The sequence below is a fragment of the Acrocarpospora corrugata genome (genome assembly GCF_009687845.1).
Classification (GTDB): Bacteria; Actinomycetota; Actinomycetes; order Streptosporangiales; family Streptosporangiaceae; genus Acrocarpospora; species Acrocarpospora corrugata.
Window position 1 is genome coordinate 20,190 of the sequence record NZ_BLAD01000088.1, and the last position, 18,949, is coordinate 39,138.

The window sequence follows — 18,949 nt, forward strand, 5'->3', positions numbered from 1 at the left end:
GGATCGGGAAAGGCTGACCTGGATTTCGCTAGTACCAGCCCACCCGCTGGGAGTGTCCCCACGCGCCGCAGGGCGAGCCGTACCGGTTCTTGATGTAACCGAGGCCCCACTTGATCTGGGTGGCGGGGTTGGTCTGCCAGTCGCTGCCCGCGCTGGCCATCTTGCTGCCGGGGAGCGACTGCGGGATGCCGTACGCGCCGCTGTAGCGGTTCATCGCCCGCTCGTTCCAGTGGCTTTCCTTGTCCCAGAGTTTCTCCAGGCAGCCCCACTCGGCGGACCAGCCCATGGCCTCGGTCATCTGCTTGCCGAGCGCCTTGTTGCTGCCGGGGTCGGGGTTGGAGCCGGACGGGAAGTCGATCGGCGGGAAGCCGCTGCCGCCGGGGGCCTGCTCGGGCTTCTTGGCCGGGTCCAGGGCCGGGCGGCCCTCCCGTTCGGCTTCGATCTTCTCTTTCTGGAGCGCGGCGGCGGCGTGCGCCTTCAGCGCGTCGATCTTGGCGCTGGTGCCGAAGTCGCCGGCCAGCACGGCCGGATCGATGATCTGCGGCGGCAGGCTGGCGTTGTAGATGGAGGTCTTGACCAGGTAGGTGGCGCCCCCGGCGATCACGGCCACGGTGACGGCCATGATGAGGATGCGCTTGGGGGTCAGGATGGGCTGCCGCGCGCTCCGCGGCGGCAGGTCCGGGCGATCCTGGCGACTTTGGCGCTCGGGACGTTCCGGACGCTTGGCACGTCTGGATCGGGCGCGCGGGGGCGACGAAGGATCCGACAACTGCTGACCTGGACTCACGACCTATGAGCTTGCCCTGGGACGGGGGGTGGTCCGCAACCCAAACGTGAAAGTCAGTTGGTATTCCTTTGACCTATGCGCCGGTTACATGGGGTTTCTTGACCAATGTGATTTTGGTCACAGCACCTCTGTGGCGGGTGTGGTTACAGGGGCCGCCCCTCGGACCCCCGTACCGAAGGAGGGCCCCTGGGGCCAGCTTCCCGCTGGATCGTTTGGATCCTGTGCACCCCGTGTCACGGTTTCGGTACATACAAAGCCCCATAATGACCCAGTGGCAGGCATCCTCCTGGTCGAAGACGACCCCTCGGTCCGTACCGGGCTTGAGCTCGCGCTGACCCGGCAGGGGCATTCCGTCACCGGGTACGCGACGGGCGAAGAAGCACTGGATCACATCAGGGCCAGGCGGCCGGAGATCGTGATCCTGGACGTGATGCTGCCCGGCATCGACGGCGTCGAGGTGTGCCGCCGGATCAGGAAACTGGACTCGCTGCCGATCATCCTGCTCACCGCGCGCGGCGACGACCTGGACGTGGTGGTCGGCCTGGAGGCCGGCGCCGACGACTACGTGGTGAAACCGGTCGAGCCCCGGGTGCTGGACGCCCGGATCCGCGCGGTGCTGCGCCGCCTCGAATCGGCCTCCACCGACCGGATCACCTTCGGCGAGCTGGTCATCGACCGGGGCGCGCTGAAGGTCACCCTCAACGGCCGCGAGATCCACCTCACCCCGACCGAGCTGCGGCTGCTGCTGGAGCTGGTCCGCCACCCGGGCCAGGTGCTGAACCGCCGCTACCTGCTGCGCGCGGTCTGGGACCACACCCACGTGGCCGACTCCCGCCTGGTGGACGCGGGCGTGCAGCGCATCCGCGCCAAGATCGAACCGGTCCCGGCCGAGCCGATCTTCATCCACACCGTACGCGGGTTCGGATATCGATTCAGTCCTCCATGAGAAGCCTGCGCAAGCGGCTCGTCGTCACGTTCACGATCGTCGCGGTGACCGCCTCGGCCATGGTCGCGGGCATCGGCTACCAGCTGGTCCGCGGTGAGCTGCTGCACCGGGCCGAGAGCAGCGCGATCGAGGACGTCAGGGACGTGCTCGACCGGATGACCCTGCCGATCGGCACCAGCGACCTGCTCTGGCCCAACGACGCCTCGGTCACCGACGACGACCTGGCCGGCCTGGTCGAATCACTGAGCGGCCCGGACCGCCAGGTCGTCCTGGAGTACGGCCAGGAGCCCGCGCGCACCAGCAACAACGCCACCCTCGGCCCCGGCGACATCCCCGACCAGCTCCGCGCCGACGCCAGGCACCGCCTCTCCTACCAGACCCTGGTGCTCGACGGCGAGCCCACCCTGCTGGTCGGCACCGACGTCGAACGCCTCACCGGCACCGGCGCCACCCGCTCCACCGGCATGTCCGTGTACGTCTTCGTGTCGATGCGCAACGAGGAACGCGTCCTCGCCAACCTCCGGTACGCCCTGCTCCAGGCCGGCCTGCTCACCCTGGTCATCGCCCTCACCCTGGCCCTGCTCTCGGCCCGCCAGGTGCTGCTGCCGGTCCGCCGGCTGGGCGCGGCCGCGCGGGCGCTCGGCGCGGGCGAGCTGGACACCCGGCTGCCGGTGCACGGCCGGGACGAGCTGGCCGAACTGACCGCCACCTTCAACGAGACCGCCGCCGCGCTGGAGCAGACCGTCTCCGAGCTGCGCGGCCTGGAGGCGATGTCGCGCCGGTTCGTGGCCGACGTGTCGCACGAGCTGCGCACCCCGCTGACCACCATGATCGCGGTCACCGACATGCTCAGCGAGGAGGCCGAGAAGCTGCCCGACGACGCCGGGCAGGCCGTGCACCTGGTGGTGAAGGAGATCGTCCGGCTTCGGGTGCTGGTCGAGCATCTGATCGAGGTGAGCCGGTTCGACTCGGGCGCGGCCGTACTGAACCGGGAGAGCGTGGACGTCGGCGACGCGCTGGCCGACTGCCTGGAGGTGCGCGGCTGGAGCGACCAGGTCAAGCTGACCGTGCCGCCGGGGCTGATCTACTCGCTGGACCCGCGCAGGTTCGACGTGATCATGGCCAATCTGGCCGGCAACGCGCTCAGCCACGGCGCGCCGCCGGTGCTGGTGAGCGCCCGGGTGCTGCCCAGCGGCCTGGAGGTGATGGTCCGCGACCACGGCGAGGGCATCCCCCGGCAGGCGCTGCCGCACGTGTTCGACCGGTTCTTCAAGGCCGGGGTGACCAGGACGCGGAGCGAGGGCAGTGGCCTCGGGCTGTCGATCGCCAAGGCCAACGCCGAACTGCACCGGGGCACGATCACCGTGAAACTCTGCGACCCCGGCACGCAGTTCACCCTGTGGGTGCCGCGCCCATGAACAGAACCTGGCTGCTCGTCCTGGTCCTGGTGGCCGGCTGCGGCGTGCGGCCGACCGAGGTGCTGGACGGCGGGGCCGCGCCGGTGATCAGCCCGAAGACCACCTTCGCCACCGTCTACCTGCTCCGCGAGGACCGCCTCGAACCGCTCAGGGTCGCGGCGGCCTCGCACTCCATGGACCACGTCATGGCGGCCCTGTTCGAGGCCGGCTCCAGGACCGAGGGCCTGAGCACCGCGCTGGCCGGGCTCCAGTGGCAGTCCAGCCAGCTGACCCGGTTCGGCGTGGTACGCAACGACCCGGAGAACGCGGACGGGTTCCGGCTGGCGCTGTTCATCAGCGGCGGCGCGCGGGTCACCAGAACGGCACTGGCCCAGATGACCTGCACCGCCATGCGGCAGCGGCAGGACATCTGGGCCGTGAAGATCACCCGTACCGCGCACGGGGGGCCGGTCTCGCTCGGCGAGCACACCTGCCGCGAGTTCTGGGACCTCGCGGCAGAAGGCCGGCAACTCCCCCGCTAGCGGTTAGAGCGTCACATCCTCCAGCATCTCGGTGACCAGGGCGGCGATCGGCGAGCGCTCCGAGCGGGTCAGCGTCACGTGCGCGAACAGCGGGTGGCCCTTGAGCTTCTCGACCACCGCGACCACGCCGTCATGCCGCCCGACCCGCAGGTTGTCCCGCTGGGCGATGTCATGGGTGAGCACCACCCGGGAGTTGGCCCCGATCCTGGAGAGCACGGTGAGCAGCACACCGCGCTCCAGCGACTGGGCCTCGTCCACGATCACGAACGCGTCGTGCAGCGAACGGCCGCGGATGTGGGTGAGCGGCAGCACCTCCAGCATGCCGCGGTCCAGCACCTCCTCGATCACCTCGGGCGTGGTGACCGCGCCGAGGGTGTCGTAGACCGCCTGCGCCCAGGGGCCCATCTTCTCGTTCTCGGTGCCGGGCAGGTAGCCCAGGTCCTGGCCGCCCACCGCGTACAGCGGGCGGAAGACGATCACCTTGCGGTGCTGACGGCGTTCCAGCACGGCCTCCAGACCGGCGCACAGCGCCAGCGCGGACTTGCCGGTGCCGGCCCGTCCGCCGAGCGAGACGATGCCGACCTCGGGGTCCATCAGCAGGTCCAGCGCGATCCGCTGTTCGGCGGAGCGGCCGTGCAGGCCGAAGACCTCGCGGTCGCCGCGGACCAGCCGGACCGACTTGTCCGGCAGCACCCGGCCGAGTGCCGAGCCCTTGCTGGACAGCAGCCGCAGCCCGGTGTGGGTGGGCAGCTCGCGGGCGTCCTCCAGATCGGCGGTGCCGTTCTCGAAGAGGACCTCGACGTCTTCCGTGGTCACCTGGAGTTCCGACATTCCGGTCCAGCCGGCGTCGGTGGTGGACACCAGCTCGGCCCGGTACTCCTCCGCGGCCAGGCCGATGGAGGCGGCCTTCACCCGCATCGGCAGGTCCTTGGAGACCAGCACGACGTCGAATCCCTCGCTCGCGAGGTTCTGCGCGACGGTCAGGATCCGGGTGTCGTTGTCGCCCAGCCGGAACCCGGCCGGCAACCCCGACGGGTCGCTGTGGTTGAGCTCCACCCGTATCGTGCCCTCGCCAATGGGCATTGGCTCGTCGAGTCGTCCGTGCTTTACCCGGAGGTCATCGAGTGAGCGCAGCGCCTGCCTGGCGAAGTACCCCAATTCGGGATGATGCCGCTTGGCCTCCAGCTCGGTGATAACGACGATCGGGAGTACAACCTCGTGCTCGTCGAAGCGGCTTATCGCCGCTGGATCAGCGAGCAGGACCGATGTGTCGAGGATGTACGTGCGACGGGACTTGGACGGGTTGCCTGAGGACAATGCCACGCGTTCTCCCCCGGGCGCCAAAGGTCGGCGCCCTGCCTTGACTGGTGGTGAACGGACCGGGCCCGGACCCCGCCGAGGCGGAACCGTGGACCGGCCCTCCTCGCAAGGTCTTTGAGACGCAAGGATGGGCCCTCTCCCGAGGTAAGCACTGCTGCTTACTTCTTACGGTACGACCTGAATCCCCGCCCGCCAACGCTTCAATCCTGTCCGAAAGGGGCTGTTCACGTGCCGTTTCAGGATCCGTACCTACGGTGACGCGCGCCATAGGACCGCAGTGCCCGGAGGAAATCCACCTTGCGAAAATCCGGCCAGTAGGCCTCGCAGAAATAGAATTCCGAGTGGGCACTCTGCCAGAGCAGGAATCCGGAGAGTCGCTGCTCTCCCGACGTCCGGATGACCAGATCCGGGTCGGGCAGGCCACGCGTGTAGAGATGCTCCGCGATGTGCTCGACATCGAGGACCTCGACAAGGTCCTCGATACTCGCGCCCTTGCTGGCGTGCTCCTGGAGAAGAGAGCGCACCGCATCAGCGATCTCACGTCTTCCTCCATACCCAACCGCAACGTTCACAATCAGCCCGGGACGGTGTGATGTGACTTCTTTGGCATTTTTTAGGACACGGGCCGTGTGATCGGGCAGCAGATCGAGAGATCCCATCGGGGTGATGTGCCACCCCTGGTCCACCAGATTGCCCACCAGACCCTCGATGACCTGCAGCAACGGCTCCAGCTCCGCCTTGTCCCTGGAGAGGTTGTCGGTGGAGAGCAGCCAGAGGGTGACGTACTCGACTCCGGCCTCGCGGCACCACACCAGCAGCTCGGAGATCTTGTCCGCGCCCTTCTGGTGGCCGCGGTTGACGTCTTCCAGGCCCATCATCCTGGCCCAGCGCCGGTTCCCGTCCACTATCACGCCGACGTGCCGGGGGGCCGGCCCGGCCGCCTTGGCGATCTTCTGCTCAAGCCTGCGCTCGTACACCTTGTACATGAGATTGCGGTACACGAGATCGCGCACGCCCATGGCGCCCCCAGGTTGGTCCCACCGCCTCAGGCCGACTCCGAGGCAGCTGAATCAAGTAATTATCGGGGGCGTGCGACAGTGCCCGCTCCCTTTATGAGGTTGCTGTTGCGTTCCATCCCAAAACAGGTGCCAAGTCGGTCTTCTGCCTCGGCGACCAGTCCGTTGAGGAATGCCGCCAGCTGGCCGGAGGTGAGCACCGCCCGCAGCCCGACCCCCGAGCTCCCCCACGCCTCCACGAAAGCCCGCCTGGTCAGCCGCCACTTCCCCGGTTCCCGCCCGGCGCCGGGCTGCCACGACGGAATCGTCCGGACCTGGCAGCGCAACTCCCCGCTGCCCACGATGTCGGTACGCGCCCGGTATCTGAACGTGAACAGCTCTTCCCCCGGCCCCGGAAATCGGTCATCCGGATCCCGCCAATCCCCTGCTTCCCCGCGCGCCGCAGCAACCCCACGCGCGAGCCGCGCCAGGAACCACCCGCACCGCTCCCCGACGACGCCATAGGGCGCGCCGTTCCGGCGCAGCGCCAGGGTGATCTCGTACGGCATCCCCACGCTGTCCCGAGAGAGCATCGGATGAACGCTCAGATACGAACCGTCAACACAACGTAGTCCCCCCACGTCCCAGAGGGTATCCACCGCACTTCCGCCCAAACCCTTCCCGAGCGGAAGATCTCAGCTCTTTCGCAGCCATCCCCGCCAACGGGACGTTCTTCGCTGTTCGGGCGCGGCGGGCAGCCGGCCCTCGGCGCGCAGCCATTCGACGAAAGCATGGGCGTCGGCCCGCGACCCACCGGGCGGTTTGGGGCGGCCGTCGGCGTAGGCGAAGAACTCCCGGGCGAACTCCGCGCCGAGCGCCGAAACCAGTCCGGGCAGCGCCACCGCCACCAGCCCCCGGCGCTTGGCGATCAGGCTGTGCGCCTGGATCCGCAGCCTGGCCGGATCGAACCCGGGCGGCTGCGGCGCACCGGCGACCAGCGCCGCCAGCAACCGGGCTTCCTCCCGCGCCAGCCGCTCCCGGGCGGCGTCGACCGAGTCCTCAATCCGCTCTCGGGTGGCATCGACCTCGGCCGTGCCGACGGATTCCTCGATCATGAGCGGGTGGCGGCCCGGCTCATCGCGGCCCTGATCCGGCCGAGTTCTTCGGACAGCGCCTGGTCGCTGGGGTAGTCGTCGTCCCATTCGAGCAGCACGCCCGGCGGATCCACCCGGGCGCAGAGTTCGGTGAGCACGTCCAGGATGGACTCCGGCACGGACGCGGTGTGGGTGTCGTGCCAGACGCCGTCGTGCGAGTGCCCTCCGGCGACGTGCACGTAGGCCAGTTCGGTGAGCGGCAGCCGGTCGAGCGCCTCCCGGGCGTCGGCGCCCAGGTTGACCTCATTGGTGTAGAGGTTGGCCACGTCGATCAGCAGCTTCACGCCAGTGCGCTCGACGAGTTCGCCGAGGAACTCGGCCTCGGTGAGCTCGTCGTCCGGCCAGCCGAACAGGGCGGCCACGTTCTCCAGTGCGAACGGCACCGGCAGCTCGGCCTGCGCGATCTTGATGTTGGCCACCACCACCGCCAGCGCGTCCCGGGTCCGCGGCACCGGAAGCAGGTGGCCCGCCTCCAGTCCGTCGCCCCTGACGAACGCCAGATGTTCGCTGACCAGCGGCGCGGCCAGCGCCTCCGCGCAGGCCGCCAGATGCCGAAGTCGCGAAATTTCGGGCTTGTCGGCTCCGCCGATGCCGAGGGCCACCCCGTGCGGGATCACGGGCACCCCGCGCTCCCGCAGCACCCGCAGCGACTCGGGCAGATTGCCCGGCCGCAGACCCTCCGCGATGACCTCGACGAACTCGACCCCGGGCAGCCGCTCCACGGTCAGATCGATCTCGGCCCGCCAGCCGATCCCCACCCCGAGCTCGACCCGGCCGCGATCAGCCGCGACGACCCCGCCGGGATCAGCCGTCACCACCCCGAGTTCGGCCCGGTCGCGATCAGCTGCCGCCACCGCACCCACCACCACCGCAGCTGGAACCGCCGCCCCCACAGCTGGAACCGCCACCGGAGTCGCTGGAACCGCCGCTGCTGAAGTCGCCGCCCCCGAACCCACCCGGGTCCGAGCCCCACGAACCGCCGAAGTCGCTGGACCCACCGCCACCTCCGCAGGCGCCCGCCGCGCAGCCCCCGCCGGAAGAGCCCTGCATGTGATCCTCGCGGGCGATCTCGTCCGCGTCGGGCGAGTTGAACTCGCCGAGGCCGTACAGGGCCACCGCGCCGCCGACCGCCGCGTAGGCGAAGGTGTTGTCGTTGACGCCGTAAGCGCCGTGGACGGGCGAGTGGATGATGGGCATGTGCCCTGAGCCCCGCCGGAAAGTGACCCGGGCCGCGCTCAAGGAGTCGTAGCCGGCTCTCGTCAGGAGACTGCGGAGGGTGCGCTGGTTGGCCTGGTGCCTGATCAGCGCGTACAGGCTGAAGAAAGCGCCGGAGATCACGGCCAGGATGTTCCCGACGCCGACCGGCACCGCCTGGGTCGCGATCAGGACCACCGAGAGCACCCAGTTGATCCCGGACAGCGCGGCGAACCAGCCGAGGATGCGGTTGTAGGAGCGGCCCTGCGCGAGCGCGGTCTCGGGGACCATGTAGCCGCGGCCGGTCAGCCGGTGCATGATCCCGATCAGCGCGGGTCCTTCGGCCATCGCCCGGCGCACCGCGCCCGCCGTCTGGCCGCCAGGCACGCTCGCCAGGTTCAGGACCTCCTGCTCGACCGCCTCGCGCGACCCACCGGACCCGGACACGGCGGCCAGTCGCCCGCCCCGGGACACCCGCAGCCGGCCCTGCGCGCTGAGCAGCGCGATGGCCGTGTTCACGGTCCGCCTCGGCCCCCCGGCCAGGTACGCGAGCTCGTACACCTCAAGCGGGGGACCGCCGAGCGGGTGCACAGAACGCACCCGGCGATGCTCGCGTTTGATCGAGGACGAGATCGAGACAATGAGCACCGCGATCACAAACGCGGGGACCAGAAGCACCAGTTCCATGTCGCCTCCCCGGGGGGACGAGGGGCCCGCTGTCCCACATTCACCCCGTCTATTCGGATAGACGATCGCATGCCCGCGATAGTTTCGCATCCCCACAAAGAACGGACAGCCCGCGCCGAAGCGCGGGCTGTCCGGCGTTTCGGAACGCCCGGCGACGCTGGCGGGCATTCCTGCTCTTGGGAACTCAGCTCAGGCGTGCGACCAGGGCGTGGTACTCATCCCAGAGTTCCTTCGGCAGGTGGTCGCCGAAGGTCTCGAAGTGCCCGGGGACCAGCGCGGCCTCTTCCCGCCATACTTCCCTATCCACCGTGAGGAGGAGGGCGAGGTCGTCCGCCGCGATGTCCAGGCCCTCGGTGTCGAGCTCGACCGGGAGGCGCCCGATGGGCGTCTCGACCGCGTCGGCCCGGCCGTTGAGGCGGTCGACGATCCACTTGAGCACCCGGCTGTTCTCGCCGAAGCCCGGCCAGACGAAGCGGCCCCCTTCGTCCTTGCGGAACCAGTTGACGTAGTAGATCTTGGGCAGCTCCGCGCCCCGGGTCCGGCCCATCGCGATCCAGTGGGCGAAGTAGTCGCCCATGTTGTAGCCGCAGAACGGCAGCATCGCGAACGGGTCCCGGCGCAGCTCGCCGACCTTGCCCTCGGCGGCGGCCGTCTTCTCGGAGGCGACGTTGGCGCCCAGGAACACGCCCTGGTCCCAGCTGAGCGACTCAGTGACCAGCGGCACGGCGGTGGCGCGGCGTCCGCCGAACAGGATCGCGGAGATCGGGACGCCGTCGGGGTCCTGCCACTCCTTGGCGATCGTCGGGCACTGCTCGGCGGGCGTGGTGAAGCGGGCGTTCGGGTGGGCGGCCGGTTCCGGCGAGTCCGGCGTCCAGGGCCGGCCCTTCCAGTCGGTCAGGCCGGCCGGAGGCCGCTCGGTCAGGCCCTCCCACCAGACGTCGCCGTCGGCGGTGAGCGCGACGTTGGTGAAGATGCTGTTGCCCCAGAGCGTCCTGACCGCGTTGGCGTTGGTGATCTCGCCGGTGCCGGGCGCGACGCCGAAGAACCCGGCCTCGGGGTTGATCGCGTGCAGCCGGCCGTCCGGGCCGAAGCGCATCCAGGCGATGTCGTCGCCGATCGTCTCGACCTTCCAGCCGGGGATGGTCGGCTGGAGCATGGCCAGGTTGGTCTTGCCGCAGGCGGACGGGAAGGCCGCCGCCACGTAGCGGACCTCGCCGTCCGGCGGGGTGAGCTTGAGGATCAGCATGTGCTCGGCCAGCCAGCCCTCGTCGCGGGCCATCGTGCTGGCGATCCTGAGCGCGTAGCACTTCTTGCCGAGCAGGGCGTTGCCGCCGTAGCCGGAGCCGTACGACCAGATCTCCCTGGTCTCCGGGAAGTGGCTGATGTACTTGGTCTGGCTGCACGGCCAGGGCACGTCCCGCTGCCCCGGCGCCAGCGGCGCGCCGACCGAGTGCACGGCCCTGACGAAGTCGCCGCGCTCCTCGATGAGGCGGAGCGCGTCCTCGCCCATCCGGGTCATCACCCGCATCGACACCACCACATACGGCGAGTCGGTGATCTCCACCCCGAGCTGGGAGATGGCGCCGCCGAGCGGGCCCATGCAGAACGGCACCACATACATGGTGCGCCCGCGCATGCTGCCCCGGAACAGTTCGCCGAAGGTGGCGCGCATCTCGGCGGGCGCGATCCAGTTGTTGGTCGGGCCCGCGTCCGCCTCGCGCTCGGAGCAGATGAAGGTCCGGTCCTCGACCCGGGCCACGTCGCTCGGGTCGGAGGCCGCGTGGAAGCTGTTCGGCCGCTGCACCAGCCGGGTGAAGGTGCCCTGGTCGACCAGCAGGTTGGTCAGCCGGGTCCATTCGGCTTCCGAGCCGTCACACCACACGATCCGGTCCGGCTCGGTGAGTTCGGCGATCTGGCCGACCCAGGCGGCCAGCTCGTGGTGAGTGGTCGGGTGAGTGAGTTGATCGGCGATCTCAGAGGTCGGCATGAGATTGCGGGTAACGATGACGGACATCGGGGACGGCTCCTTTGTCTAGCGGGGCCAAATCATCATTGACGATGAATACACGCCTAATCCAATTGGCGTAGACCATTGTGTTTCCACGCCGTTAATCAAGCGATATCCCGGCCACCTATGCGCAGGTGGCGGCCATGATGCTTTGTGGGAGCCTACCCACACAGGCCCGGTTCAAAGAAAACGCGTGCACCCCTTACCGAGATTTTCCGGCCTACACATTGGTATAGGCCAATCGCAGTGGTCCAGACCTTTTCCTTAATTGGTTTAGTCCACTACGTCGGGCCCGGCGGCGCGAACTCGATCAACGTGCTGGAGGGCATCGCGCAGGTCAGCGAGCCAGGTGTCGGTGTGCTTGCCGACCAGCCGTACGCACCAGGCGAGTGCGTCGGAACGGCTGCGCGCGACCCCGGCGGCGACGAGGGTGTCCAGCACCTGCCGTTCCGGCTGCCGGAGCCGGGTCATCACGGGAACCGAGAGAGTGGTGAACATCACTGTCTCCTCGCCCGCGACGACGCCCCAGGAGACCTTCCGGCGGAACCGGTGCTCGGCTTCGCGGGCGATGTCGATCCGGCGTTCCCTGGTCTCCGCGCGGAACCGCTCGATGTATCCATCCAGCGCGGCGGCCTTCTCCACGTCGGGCAGGTCGTCGGCGACGGTCAGCGGCGGGAGCGTGCCGAGCACGGTGATCTCTTCGCGGTCCAGCACGATCTCGGGCCGTCCGGCGAACCAGCCTTCGGGCAGTCGCCCGGTGAACCAGCCTTTCAGCTGTTCTTCTGCATCCATGTAATCAACATTACATCGCTCGCATCCGAACGCAATGGATTGACAGTGACTAGTTTTTGAGAGTTACTATCAATTCATGGCTACTTCCAGATGGTGGGCTCTGTCAGCCCTTGTGCTCAGCGTTCTGGTCATCGGACTGGACGCGACCGTGCTCAACGTGGCGCTCCCCACGCTCGCCGTGGACCTGGGCGCCTCCACCGGCGAACTGCAGTGGATCGTCGACGCGTATTTGGTGACCTTCGCGGCGCTGCTGCTGCCCGCGGGCGTGTTCGGCGACCGGCTCGGGCGAAAGCGCCTGCTGGTGGTCGGTCTGGCCGCGTTCGGGGTGGCGTCGGCGGTGGCGATGCTGGCCGACTCGACCGGCTGGCTGATCGCGGCGCGGGCCCTGATGGGCGTGGGCGCAGCGTTGATCATGCCGCTGTCCACTTCGATCCTGCCGAGCATCTTCCCGGCCGGCGAGCGGGCCAAGGCGATCGCGATCTGGACGGCGGGCATGGCCCTCGGACTGCCGCTCGGCCCGATCGTCGGCGGCTACCTGCTGGACCATTTCTGGTGGGGATCGATCTTCCTGATCAACCTGCCTGCGGTGGCCATCGCGCTGGTCGCGGTGGTGCTGCTCGTGCCGGAGTCGCGTGACCCCGCCTCTCCCCGGCTGGACCTGCCGGGCACGCTGCTGTCAGTGACTGGGCTGGCAGCACTGGTGTACGGCGTGATCCAGGCCCCGATCGACGGCTGGGGCTCGGTCGGCGTGCTCACCCCGCTGACGGTCGGCCTGGTGCTGTTGGCCGCGTTCGTCCGGATTGAGATGCGCGCCAGCGCGCCGATGATGGACCTCAGCCTGTTCCGGGACCGGGTCTTCCTGTGGGGATCGATCGGGGCGTCACTGGTCTCGCTCGGCATGATGGGCGTGCTGTTCGTGGTGCCGCTCTCGCTCCAGGCCGTGCAGGGCTTCGACGCGATGGGCACCGGGCTGCGGATCACGCCGATGATCCTCGGCCTGATGGTCGGCGGCTTCGCGGGCGAGCGCCTGCTCAAGGTGGCCGCCCTGCGGCCGGTCATGACGGGCGGCCTGCTGCTGCTCACCGCCGGGCTCGCGCTAGGGGCGGTGCTGCCGGGCGAGTACGCGTACACGGCCACCTGGCTGGTGGTCGCCGGAGCCGGCGTCGGCCTGACCATGGTGCCCGCCATGGACGGGGTGCTCGCCACGTTGCCCGCCGACCGGACCGGAATGGGCACCGGAGTGCTCCAGACGCTGCGCCAGACCGGCGGAGCCTTCGGGGTGGCCGGGCTCGGCAGCCTGCTCTCCGCCGTGTACGTCGCCAACCTGCCCGGCTCCGCCCCAGAACCGGTCCGCGAGTCGGTGGCGGCGGCCGTACGGGTGCCCGGATTCGCCGGCGCGGGCCGGGACGCCTTCGCGGCGGCGATGGACGCGGTGCTGTGGAGCTGCGCCGCCGCGATGCTGCTGAGCGCGGTGCTGGTGGCGGTGTTCATGCGTGGCGCCAGCCCGGAGGAGGCGGGAGAATCGGCCCATGAACTCGCCGGGACTGCGTGAACGGAAGAAGGCCAGGACTCGGCGGACGATCCAGGAACAGGCCCTGCGATTGTTCGCCGAGCAGGGCTACGACGCGACCACGATCGAGCAGATCGCGGAGGCCGCGGAGATCTCCCCCAGCACGATCTTCCGATATTTCCCGACCAAAGAGGACATCGTCGTCCAGGACGACTATGACCCCATGCTGGTCACCACGCTGGCCGGACAACCCGCAGGCAAGCCGCCGCTGCGGGCGATACGGGACACCTTCCGGGAGACGATGGCGCTCATCCCCGCCACCGAACAGCAGGAGATACTGGCCCGGGCCCGGCTCCAGCTGACCATCCCGGCGATCCGCTCCCGGGTGATGCAGAACATGCTGGACACCCTCGACGTGCTCTCCGAGGCGATCGCCCGGCGGGAGGGCCGCGACCCGCACGACATCGCGGTGCTGACGCTCACCGGCGCGGTCATGGGCGCGCTCATCCCGACCCTGCAGCGCTGGGTGGCCGAAGACGGCGCGCGCCCGCTGTCGGAACTGGTGGACGAGGCGCTCGCGCTGCTGGAGGAGGGCCTGCCGATCTAGCGGACCCGGGCCGCCACGCCCGGACTGACCCGGACCGCGCCCGCGAAGTTCCTGGTGTGGATCTTGACGATCTTGACCACGTCGCCGGTCCTGGGCGCGTGCAGCATCTTGTCCTCGCCCCAGTAGATCGCCACATGGGAGATGTATCCGGGGTTGGTGGGGTCGTTCCGCCAGAACAGCAGATCGCCCGGCTGGGCCTGCTCCAGCGAGATCTGCGGGCCGCTCGCCCACTGCTGGGAGGCCACCCTCGGCATCGTCACCCCGGCCTGCCGGAAGGCCCACTGCACCAGGCCGGAGCAGTCGAAGGTGTTCGGCCCCTCGGCCCCCCACTCGTACGGCTGCCCCAGTTTGCCCAGCGCCGCCCGCAGCATCGCCTCGGTCTGCTGCGCCGACATGAACGCCGAGGCCGGCCACTCGGTCTGCCGTTTCGGCGTGGCCAGCACCGGATTGATGGTGGCCACCTGGCTGCCCTTCGGCAGCACCCGCAGCAGCGCCCGGCGCAGCTTCGAGGAGTCGACCTTGGGCGCGCTCACCACCAGCGCGTTGCCCTCGGGCAGCCCGAGCTCCCTGGCGGTCGGCCGGGACACCACTGCCGCGATCCGGCCCATGCCGACCGTGGCGTACGCGCCGATCCTGAGCTTGCGCCCGCCGCTGGTCACCTCGGACCCGAGCGGCAGGCCGCCGTCGTTGCCGAGCTCGAACGAGACGGCCACCTCGCCCCGCGCGAGGTTGGCCCAGAGCACGTCGGACCCGGCGGTCGGCGCCGGGGTGAAGGCCCGGAAGGTGGACGGCTCGACGCCCATGGTGGGCACCCGCCGCCCGTCCATGGTCACCTCGGCCGCGTCGGTGACCTCGACCGCGGCGACGCCCGCCGTGGCCCGGATCCTGGCCACCAGGCCGGGCGCCAGCGGCTGGTCGCTCACCACGAACAGGTGCGGGCGGCGCAGCTTGTCGAGCGGCGCCACGGTGGGCGCGGGCGCGTCCACGGCGGACGCCACGAAGTCGCCGCGGGCCTTCTTCTCCCTGGTGGCCACCACGCGGTCGTCCTGACCGGACAGCTCGGCCAGGATCAGCAGGTCGGCGGAGAGCACCGAGACCAGCAGCACCACGATGAAGGGGATCAGCCGCCGCCACAGCCACGGCAGCCGCAGCGGACGGCGGCGCGGCAGCCGGGGACGGAAAGCGAGATCCTGGCGGGCTTCCGCGAGCGCCCTGCGGATCACGCGTTCACCCCTCTCGCCCCGGCCCGGCCCACGACACTATCGGATCCAAAACGCCGAAATCCGCCGGAGCGCATCTCTCCGGCGGAATTTCAAACAATCGTCAGTTGCCGATGTACGGCACGGCCTCAAGCACCTCGACGGTGATCGACCGGCCGTTCGGCATCGAGTACGTCGCCTTGTCGCCGATCTTCTTGCCGTTGATGGCGGCCCCGAGCGGGGACTTGGGCGAGTACACGTCGATCGGGGCGCCGCTCTCCTCGCGGGAGGCCAGCAGGAAGGTGACCTCATCCTCGTCACCGACGAAGCGGATCGTCACCGTCATGCCCGGACCGACCACACCCTCGGTGCGGGGGGCTTCACCCACCTTCGCGCTGTCGAGGATCTGACGGAGGTGGAAGATGCGGGCCTCCATCTTGCCCTGCTCGTCCTTGGCGGCGTGGTAGCCGCCGTTCTCCTTCAGGTCGCCTTCCTCGCGGGCGGCCTCGATCTTCTTGGCGATCTCGATCCGACCCGGGCCGGAAAGGCGGTCGTACTCCTCCTTGAGGCGGTCGTACGCCTCCTGCGTCAGCCAGGTGACGGAATCGTTCTGGGAGACGGCCACGCGGGTTCTCCTTGCTTCCCTAGGTGAGTCGAAAGGCATACAAGTTAACGCCTTCGAACGCTTCCCCAAAGATTCCACTATACGAGATTGCAATACTGGACGTGCACGGCTGTCGCCTGCCCACTGGTCTTCACGCGCTCGGCCAAGGAGACGTCACTTTCCCCCCTGGGGATCGTGACCTCCCGGGTGCCCACCTCGACGTGGTGGGTGTCCAGGGCGCGCACCAGGCACCGGGCCTCGCGGTCGGCGGGCTTGTGCACCAGAAAGGTTATCGCCGCGGAGTCGGGCGCGGAGGCGTCGAAGGAGACCACATCGGCGCGGACCTCGGGGTTTCCGCGGGCGCTGACGATCACATAGCCCCAGCCGCCGGCCAGCACCGCGACGATGAGCCCGATCACCGTGTAGGCCACGAACCTGCTCCGGCCTGCGGGGGGACGCTCGGGGAAGTCCGCCGGGGTGCCGAGCACCGGCCGGGTGACAGGCTCTGGGGACATGCGCGGAATCTCCCTGCGGTCGGCCGGCGTTGTCCGAGACAATTGTGCGGAGCCGGCCGGGGTGGAAAGAAAACTGTCGCACCCTGAAGCTAACCTCTCTGAACAGTTGCCCAGGACATCCAAGGAGACCCGTGAGTGCTGCCGAGATCGCGCCGTTGAGGCTGATGGCCGTCCACGCGCACCCCGACGACGAGTCGAGCAAGGGCGCGGCGACCATGGCCCGCTACGCCTCCGAAGGGGTGGACGTGCTGGTGGTCACCTGTACCGGTGGCGAGCGCGGATCCATTCTGAACCCGAAGATGGACAGGCCGGACATCCTGGAGAACATGGGCGAGGTGCGGCGCCTGGAGATGGATCGGGCCCGCGAGATCCTCGGCGTGCGCCAGCGTTTCCTCGGTTTCGTCGACTCGGGGCTGCCCGAGGACGAGAACGAGGCGCTGCCGGAGGGCTGTTTCGCGGTGCAGTCGCTGCCGGACGCCTCGGCGCCGCTGGTCGCGGCCGTGCGCGAGTTCCGGCCGCATGTGATCTTGACCTACGACGACAACGGCGGCTACCCGCATCCCGACCACATCATGACGAACCGGGTGTCGGTGGAGGCGTTCGAGGCGGCGGGCGACCCCGACCGTTACCCCGACGCCGGCGAGCCGTGGACGCCGTTGAAGCTCTACTACCACATGAGCTTCTCCAAGGAGCGGTTCGAGGCGCTGCACGAGGCGATGACCGCGCGCGAGATGGGCTCGCCGTATGGGGACTGGATCGCCCGCTGGGAGGACCGCCCGGAGAAGTGGGACGTCACCACCCGGGTGCCGTGCGCCGACTTCTTCGAGACCAGGGACCGGGCGCTGCTCGCGCACGCCACCCAGGTGGACCCCGACGGCTTCTGGTTCGTCTGCCCCCGGGAGATCCAGATGGAGGTCTGGCCGACCGAGGACTTCCACCTGGCCCGCTCGCTGGTGGACACCACCGTGCCGGAGGACGACCTGTTCGCGGGAGTCCACGCGGAGGCCCCCACCGCCTGCTCGTAGACTCAGAAGATGAACGTCATCGCCGCCGCCGCTCCGGAGTATGGCCCTGGGCTGCTCGGCTTCCTCATCGTCTTCGGCCTGGGCGTCGCGCTGTTCTTCCTCGTGAAGTCCATGAACAAACAGATCTCGAAGATCGAGGTTCCCCGGGAAAAGGACAAGAAGTGACCCTGGCCACCGTCGTCGATAATCCGGAGTCCCACCGGTTCGAGATCCTGATCGACGGCGGCGTGGCCGGGTTCAGTCAGTACCGGATCCGCCCCGGCAAGATCATCTTCACCCACACCGAGATCATGCCGGAGTTCGAGGGCCAGGGCCTGGGCGGCAAACTGGCCGGCGCGGCCCTCGACAGCGCCCGCGAGCGCGGCCTGGCGGTGGCGCCGCTCTGCCCGTTCGTCGCGGCCTACATCAAGCGCCACCCGGAGTATGCGGATCTGGTGCCGGCGAACTACCAGGACGAGATCGGGTAGCTACTCCGGCGACCAGGCGCGTTCCAGCGCCTTCGGCAGCCCCCACCAGCCGAGCGGCGTCAGCACCTCGGCCTTGTCCACGATGCCCAGGTGCGCCCACAGCGGGGTGACCGCGGTGAACAGCATCTCGGACGCCTCCAGGTCCTCCAGTGCGTCGGACTCGCCGTCGTTCTCCTCCGAGTCGGCGATGAACCGGGCGATCCGCTCCGGGGAGGCGAGCACGCCGGGGCCGTACCGGGCCAGTGCCGTGACGGCGGCCAGCCAGTCGGCGTGGTTGATCGCGCAGAGCGAGGCCAGCACCGAGTCCTCGTGGCTCAGCTCGCCGTCGATCTCGAAGAAGCGGCCCGCGTCCTCCTCGTCGGGCAGGTCGGAGATGGGCGCGGTGATCCCGGCCGCGACCGCGAGCCACAGATCCTCGTCCGCGGCCGGCAGGACGCCGTCGTCCAGGCCCGCGCAGGCCCGCAGCACGTTCCCAGGGAACCCGGGCTGCACGAGGGTGCGCCGCAGCCGCCCGGCGGCGGCCGACAGGTCGTCCATCGGGCAGGGCGGCGCGGGCAGGTCGGCCATGCTGCGCCGCAGCTCGCCAAGGGCGAAGGCCTCCTCCTCGTCCCAGGCCGCGAAGAGCTCCTCGTCCTGCTCGTCGCCGACCACCGCGCTGGGCACCCGCCCGTCGGGCAGCGGGCCGGCCAGCCACTGCTCCTGCAGCTCCTCGTACGCCTCCCTGGCCGCGGTGTCACCGGCCGCCAGCGCGTCGGGGTCGATCACGCCGAGCGCCAGCAGGCTCTCCAGGTGGTCGACGAGGCGCGCGTACATCTCGGTGGCCACCGGCCCGCGCTCGCCCTCGTCCGGCCAGACGAAGTAGCTGCGGGTCAGCAGGATCGGCTCGGTCCCGGTCGACTCCAGCCACCGCTGCACGTCACCCACGGTGGCGACCCCGGACTCGATCCGGGTCAGCGTGCTCTTGGCCGACTCCCAGAACGCCGCCGACAGCGGGTTCCCGACGGCCAGCAGCTCCCGTTTCAGGTCGGGCATCGACACCAGCGCCTGCCCGGTCGGCACCGCGAGCAGCACCCGCGCCACATCCCGCCGGGTGAGGTCCTTCCCCGCCCGCCCGGAATGCCGGACCGCAAACTCCAAATCCACACTCACGCAGCCTCCTCCGTCGGCCACGTTCCTGCCCTACCGCGATACCTGACGGCT

21 protein-coding genes are annotated in these 18,949 nt (G+C 69.4%); 8 read left to right on the top strand and 13 right to left on the bottom strand.

The genetic code is table 11. The features are described from left to right. Nucleotides 1-28: 28 nt before the first annotated feature. Nucleotides 29-622, bottom strand: a complete 594-nt coding sequence (locus Acor_RS34165; RefSeq protein WP_246239500.1) for an aggregation-promoting factor C-terminal-like domain-containing protein — start codon at nucleotides 620-622, stop codon at nucleotides 29-31. A gap of 436 nt (nucleotides 623-1,058) precedes the next feature. Between Acor_RS34165 and Acor_RS34170 the strand changes: the two genes are divergently transcribed. From Acor_RS34170 to Acor_RS34180, 3 genes are read left to right on the top strand one after another with little or no spacing between them, the layout of a single operon-like run. After that, nucleotides 1,059-1,733, top strand: a complete 675-nt coding sequence (locus tag Acor_RS34170; RefSeq protein WP_155340907.1) for a response regulator transcription factor — start codon at nucleotides 1,059-1,061, stop codon at nucleotides 1,731-1,733. Continuing rightward, on the top strand, nucleotides 1,730-3,151 hold the full coding sequence (locus tag Acor_RS34175) for a sensor histidine kinase (protein WP_155340908.1): 1,422 nt from the start codon (nucleotides 1,730-1,732) through the stop codon (nucleotides 3,149-3,151). The genes Acor_RS34170 and Acor_RS34175 overlap by 4 nt, the downstream gene beginning before the upstream one ends. After that, a complete protein-coding gene (locus Acor_RS34180) occupies nucleotides 3,148-3,672 on the top strand; it encodes a hypothetical protein (RefSeq protein WP_155340909.1) in 525 nt (174 codons plus the stop codon). The genes Acor_RS34175 and Acor_RS34180 overlap by 4 nt, the downstream gene beginning before the upstream one ends. Nucleotides 3,673-3,675: 3 nt before the next feature. Here the strand turns inward: Acor_RS34180 and Acor_RS34185 are convergent, their stop codons facing one another. From Acor_RS34185 to Acor_RS34215, 8 genes are all read right to left on the bottom strand, one after another. Continuing rightward, complete coding sequence (locus tag Acor_RS34185) at nucleotides 3,676-4,950, bottom strand: RNA 5'-3' helicase PhoH2 (RefSeq protein WP_218034651.1); 1,275 nt, start codon at nucleotides 4,948-4,950, stop codon at nucleotides 3,676-3,678. A gap of 278 nt (nucleotides 4,951-5,228) precedes the next feature. Beyond that, nucleotides 5,229-6,011 (bottom strand): isoprenyl transferase, encoded by a 783-nt coding sequence (locus Acor_RS34190; RefSeq protein ID WP_155340911.1) that lies wholly within the window; start codon nucleotides 6,009-6,011, stop codon nucleotides 5,229-5,231. A gap of 59 nt (nucleotides 6,012-6,070) precedes the next feature. Then, on the bottom strand, nucleotides 6,071-6,580 hold the full coding sequence (locus Acor_RS34195) for a hypothetical protein (RefSeq protein ID WP_246239502.1): 510 nt from the start codon (nucleotides 6,578-6,580) through the stop codon (nucleotides 6,071-6,073). Between the two features lie 102 nt (nucleotides 6,581-6,682). Continuing rightward, entirely contained in the window at nucleotides 6,683-7,102 is a 420-nt protein-coding gene (locus Acor_RS42485) for an SCO6045 C-terminal-like domain-containing protein (protein ID WP_170317218.1), read from the bottom strand. Then, on the bottom strand, nucleotides 7,099-7,995 hold the full coding sequence (locus Acor_RS34200) for an MbnB/TglH/ChrH family RiPP precursor modification enzyme (protein ID WP_218034649.1): 897 nt from the start codon (nucleotides 7,993-7,995) through the stop codon (nucleotides 7,099-7,101). The genes Acor_RS42485 and Acor_RS34200 overlap by 4 nt, the downstream gene beginning before the upstream one ends. Continuing rightward, complete coding sequence (locus Acor_RS34205) at nucleotides 7,982-9,022, bottom strand: TIGR04222 domain-containing membrane protein (RefSeq protein ID WP_170317219.1); 1,041 nt, start codon at nucleotides 9,020-9,022, stop codon at nucleotides 7,982-7,984. The genes Acor_RS34200 and Acor_RS34205 overlap by 14 nt, the downstream gene beginning before the upstream one ends. Nucleotides 9,023-9,206: 184 nt before the next feature. Further along, a complete protein-coding gene (locus Acor_RS34210; protein ID WP_155340939.1) occupies nucleotides 9,207-11,009 on the bottom strand; it encodes a phosphoenolpyruvate carboxykinase (GTP) in 1,803 nt (600 codons plus the stop codon). 294 nt (nucleotides 11,010-11,303) lie between these two features. Beyond that, nucleotides 11,304-11,822 carry a hypothetical protein gene (locus Acor_RS34215; RefSeq protein WP_155340913.1) on the bottom strand — a complete coding sequence of 173 codons (519 nt, stop codon included), beginning with the start codon at nucleotides 11,820-11,822 and terminating at the stop codon, nucleotides 11,304-11,306. A 76-nt stretch (nucleotides 11,823-11,898) separates the two neighbouring features. On the opposite strand from Acor_RS34215, the gene Acor_RS34220 reads away from it, so the two are divergent. Then, a complete protein-coding gene (locus Acor_RS34220; RefSeq protein ID WP_155340914.1) occupies nucleotides 11,899-13,374 on the top strand; it encodes a DHA2 family efflux MFS transporter permease subunit in 1,476 nt (491 codons plus the stop codon). After that, nucleotides 13,352-13,939 (top strand): acyl-CoA-like ligand-binding transcription factor, encoded by a 588-nt coding sequence (locus tag Acor_RS34225; protein WP_155340915.1) that lies wholly within the window; start codon nucleotides 13,352-13,354, stop codon nucleotides 13,937-13,939. Before Acor_RS34220 ends, Acor_RS34225 begins: the two co-directional genes overlap by 23 nt. Here Acor_RS34225 and Acor_RS34230 read toward each other — a convergent pair. The 3 genes from Acor_RS34230 to Acor_RS34240 all read right to left on the bottom strand — a co-directional run bounded on the left by Acor_RS34230 (nucleotide 13,936) and on the right by Acor_RS34240 (nucleotide 16,257). Next, nucleotides 13,936-15,162: a C40 family peptidase gene (locus Acor_RS34230; RefSeq protein ID WP_155340916.1), complete on the bottom strand. Its 1,227-nt coding sequence runs from the start codon at nucleotides 15,160-15,162 to the stop codon at nucleotides 13,936-13,938. The genes Acor_RS34225 and Acor_RS34230 overlap by 4 nt on opposite strands. A 100-nt stretch (nucleotides 15,163-15,262) precedes the next feature. After that, on the bottom strand, nucleotides 15,263-15,802 hold the full coding sequence (gene greA, locus Acor_RS34235; protein WP_422664852.1) for a transcription elongation factor GreA: 540 nt from the start codon (nucleotides 15,800-15,802) through the stop codon (nucleotides 15,263-15,265). A 38-nt stretch (nucleotides 15,803-15,840) separates the two neighbouring features. Then, nucleotides 15,841-16,257 carry a DUF4307 domain-containing protein gene (locus tag Acor_RS34240; RefSeq protein ID WP_155340918.1) on the bottom strand — a complete coding sequence of 139 codons (417 nt, stop codon included), beginning with the start codon at nucleotides 16,255-16,257 and terminating at the stop codon, nucleotides 15,841-15,843. 164 nt (nucleotides 16,258-16,421) lie between these two features. On the opposite strand from Acor_RS34240, the gene mca reads away from it, so the two are divergent. The 3 genes from mca to Acor_RS34255 are packed head-to-tail and all read left to right on the top strand — an operon-like array spanning nucleotide 16,422 to nucleotide 17,749. Then, the gene (gene mca / locus Acor_RS34245; protein ID WP_155340940.1) at nucleotides 16,422-17,282 is read left to right on the top strand and encodes a mycothiol conjugate amidase Mca; all 861 of its coding nucleotides are present in this window, start codon (nucleotides 16,422-16,424) and stop codon (nucleotides 17,280-17,282) included. Nucleotides 17,283-17,291: 9 nt separating this feature from the next. Then, entirely contained in the window at nucleotides 17,292-17,447 is a 156-nt protein-coding gene (locus Acor_RS34250; RefSeq protein ID WP_155340919.1) for a hypothetical protein, read from the top strand. Beyond that, nucleotides 17,444-17,749, top strand: a complete 306-nt coding sequence (locus Acor_RS34255) for a GNAT family N-acetyltransferase (RefSeq protein ID WP_308805704.1) — start codon at nucleotides 17,444-17,446, stop codon at nucleotides 17,747-17,749. The genes Acor_RS34250 and Acor_RS34255 overlap by 4 nt, the downstream gene beginning before the upstream one ends. On the opposite strand, the gene Acor_RS34260 is transcribed toward Acor_RS34255, so the two are convergent. Further along, nucleotides 17,750-18,898: a hypothetical protein gene (locus Acor_RS34260; protein ID WP_155340920.1), complete on the bottom strand. Its 1,149-nt coding sequence runs from the start codon at nucleotides 18,896-18,898 to the stop codon at nucleotides 17,750-17,752. It lies immediately after the preceding gene. Nucleotides 18,899-18,949 lie beyond the last annotated feature (51 nt).

Coding starts and splice junctions, on each gene's coding strand:
- Acor_RS34215 (WP_155340913.1), bottom strand. CDS start 11,822: ATGGATGCAGAAGAACAGCTGAAAGGCTGGTTCACCGGGCGACTGCCC.
- mca (WP_155340940.1), top strand. CDS start 16,422: ATGGCCGTCCACGCGCACCCCGACGACGAGTCGAGCAAGGGCGCGGCG.
- Acor_RS34180 (WP_155340909.1), top strand. CDS start 3,148: ATGAACAGAACCTGGCTGCTCGTCCTGGTCCTGGTGGCCGGCTGCGGC.
- Acor_RS34175 (WP_155340908.1), top strand. CDS start 1,730: ATGAGAAGCCTGCGCAAGCGGCTCGTCGTCACGTTCACGATCGTCGCG.
- Acor_RS34165 (WP_246239500.1), bottom strand. CDS start 622: ATGGCCGTCACCGTGGCCGTGATCGCCGGGGGCGCCACCTACCTGGTC.
- greA (WP_422664852.1), bottom strand. CDS start 15,802: ATGCCTTTCGACTCACCTAGGGAAGCAAGGAGAACCCGCGTGGCCGTC.
- Acor_RS34220 (WP_155340914.1), top strand. CDS start 11,899: ATGGCTACTTCCAGATGGTGGGCTCTGTCAGCCCTTGTGCTCAGCGTT.
- Acor_RS42485 (WP_170317218.1), bottom strand. CDS start 7,102: ATGATCGAGGAATCCGTCGGCACGGCCGAGGTCGATGCCACCCGAGAG.
- Acor_RS34240 (WP_155340918.1), bottom strand. CDS start 16,257: ATGTCCCCAGAGCCTGTCACCCGGCCGGTGCTCGGCACCCCGGCGGAC.
- Acor_RS34225 (WP_155340915.1), top strand. CDS start 13,352: ATGAACTCGCCGGGACTGCGTGAACGGAAGAAGGCCAGGACTCGGCGG.
- Acor_RS34195 (WP_246239502.1), bottom strand. CDS start 6,580: ATGCTCTCTCGGGACAGCGTGGGGATGCCGTACGAGATCACCCTGGCG.
- Acor_RS34190 (WP_155340911.1), bottom strand. CDS start 6,011: ATGGGCGTGCGCGATCTCGTGTACCGCAATCTCATGTACAAGGTGTAC.
- Acor_RS34205 (WP_170317219.1), bottom strand. CDS start 9,022: ATGGAACTGGTGCTTCTGGTCCCCGCGTTTGTGATCGCGGTGCTCATT.
- Acor_RS34210 (WP_155340939.1), bottom strand. CDS start 11,009: ATGCCGACCTCTGAGATCGCCGATCAACTCACTCACCCGACCACTCAC.
- Acor_RS34250 (WP_155340919.1), top strand. CDS start 17,292: ATGAACGTCATCGCCGCCGCCGCTCCGGAGTATGGCCCTGGGCTGCTC.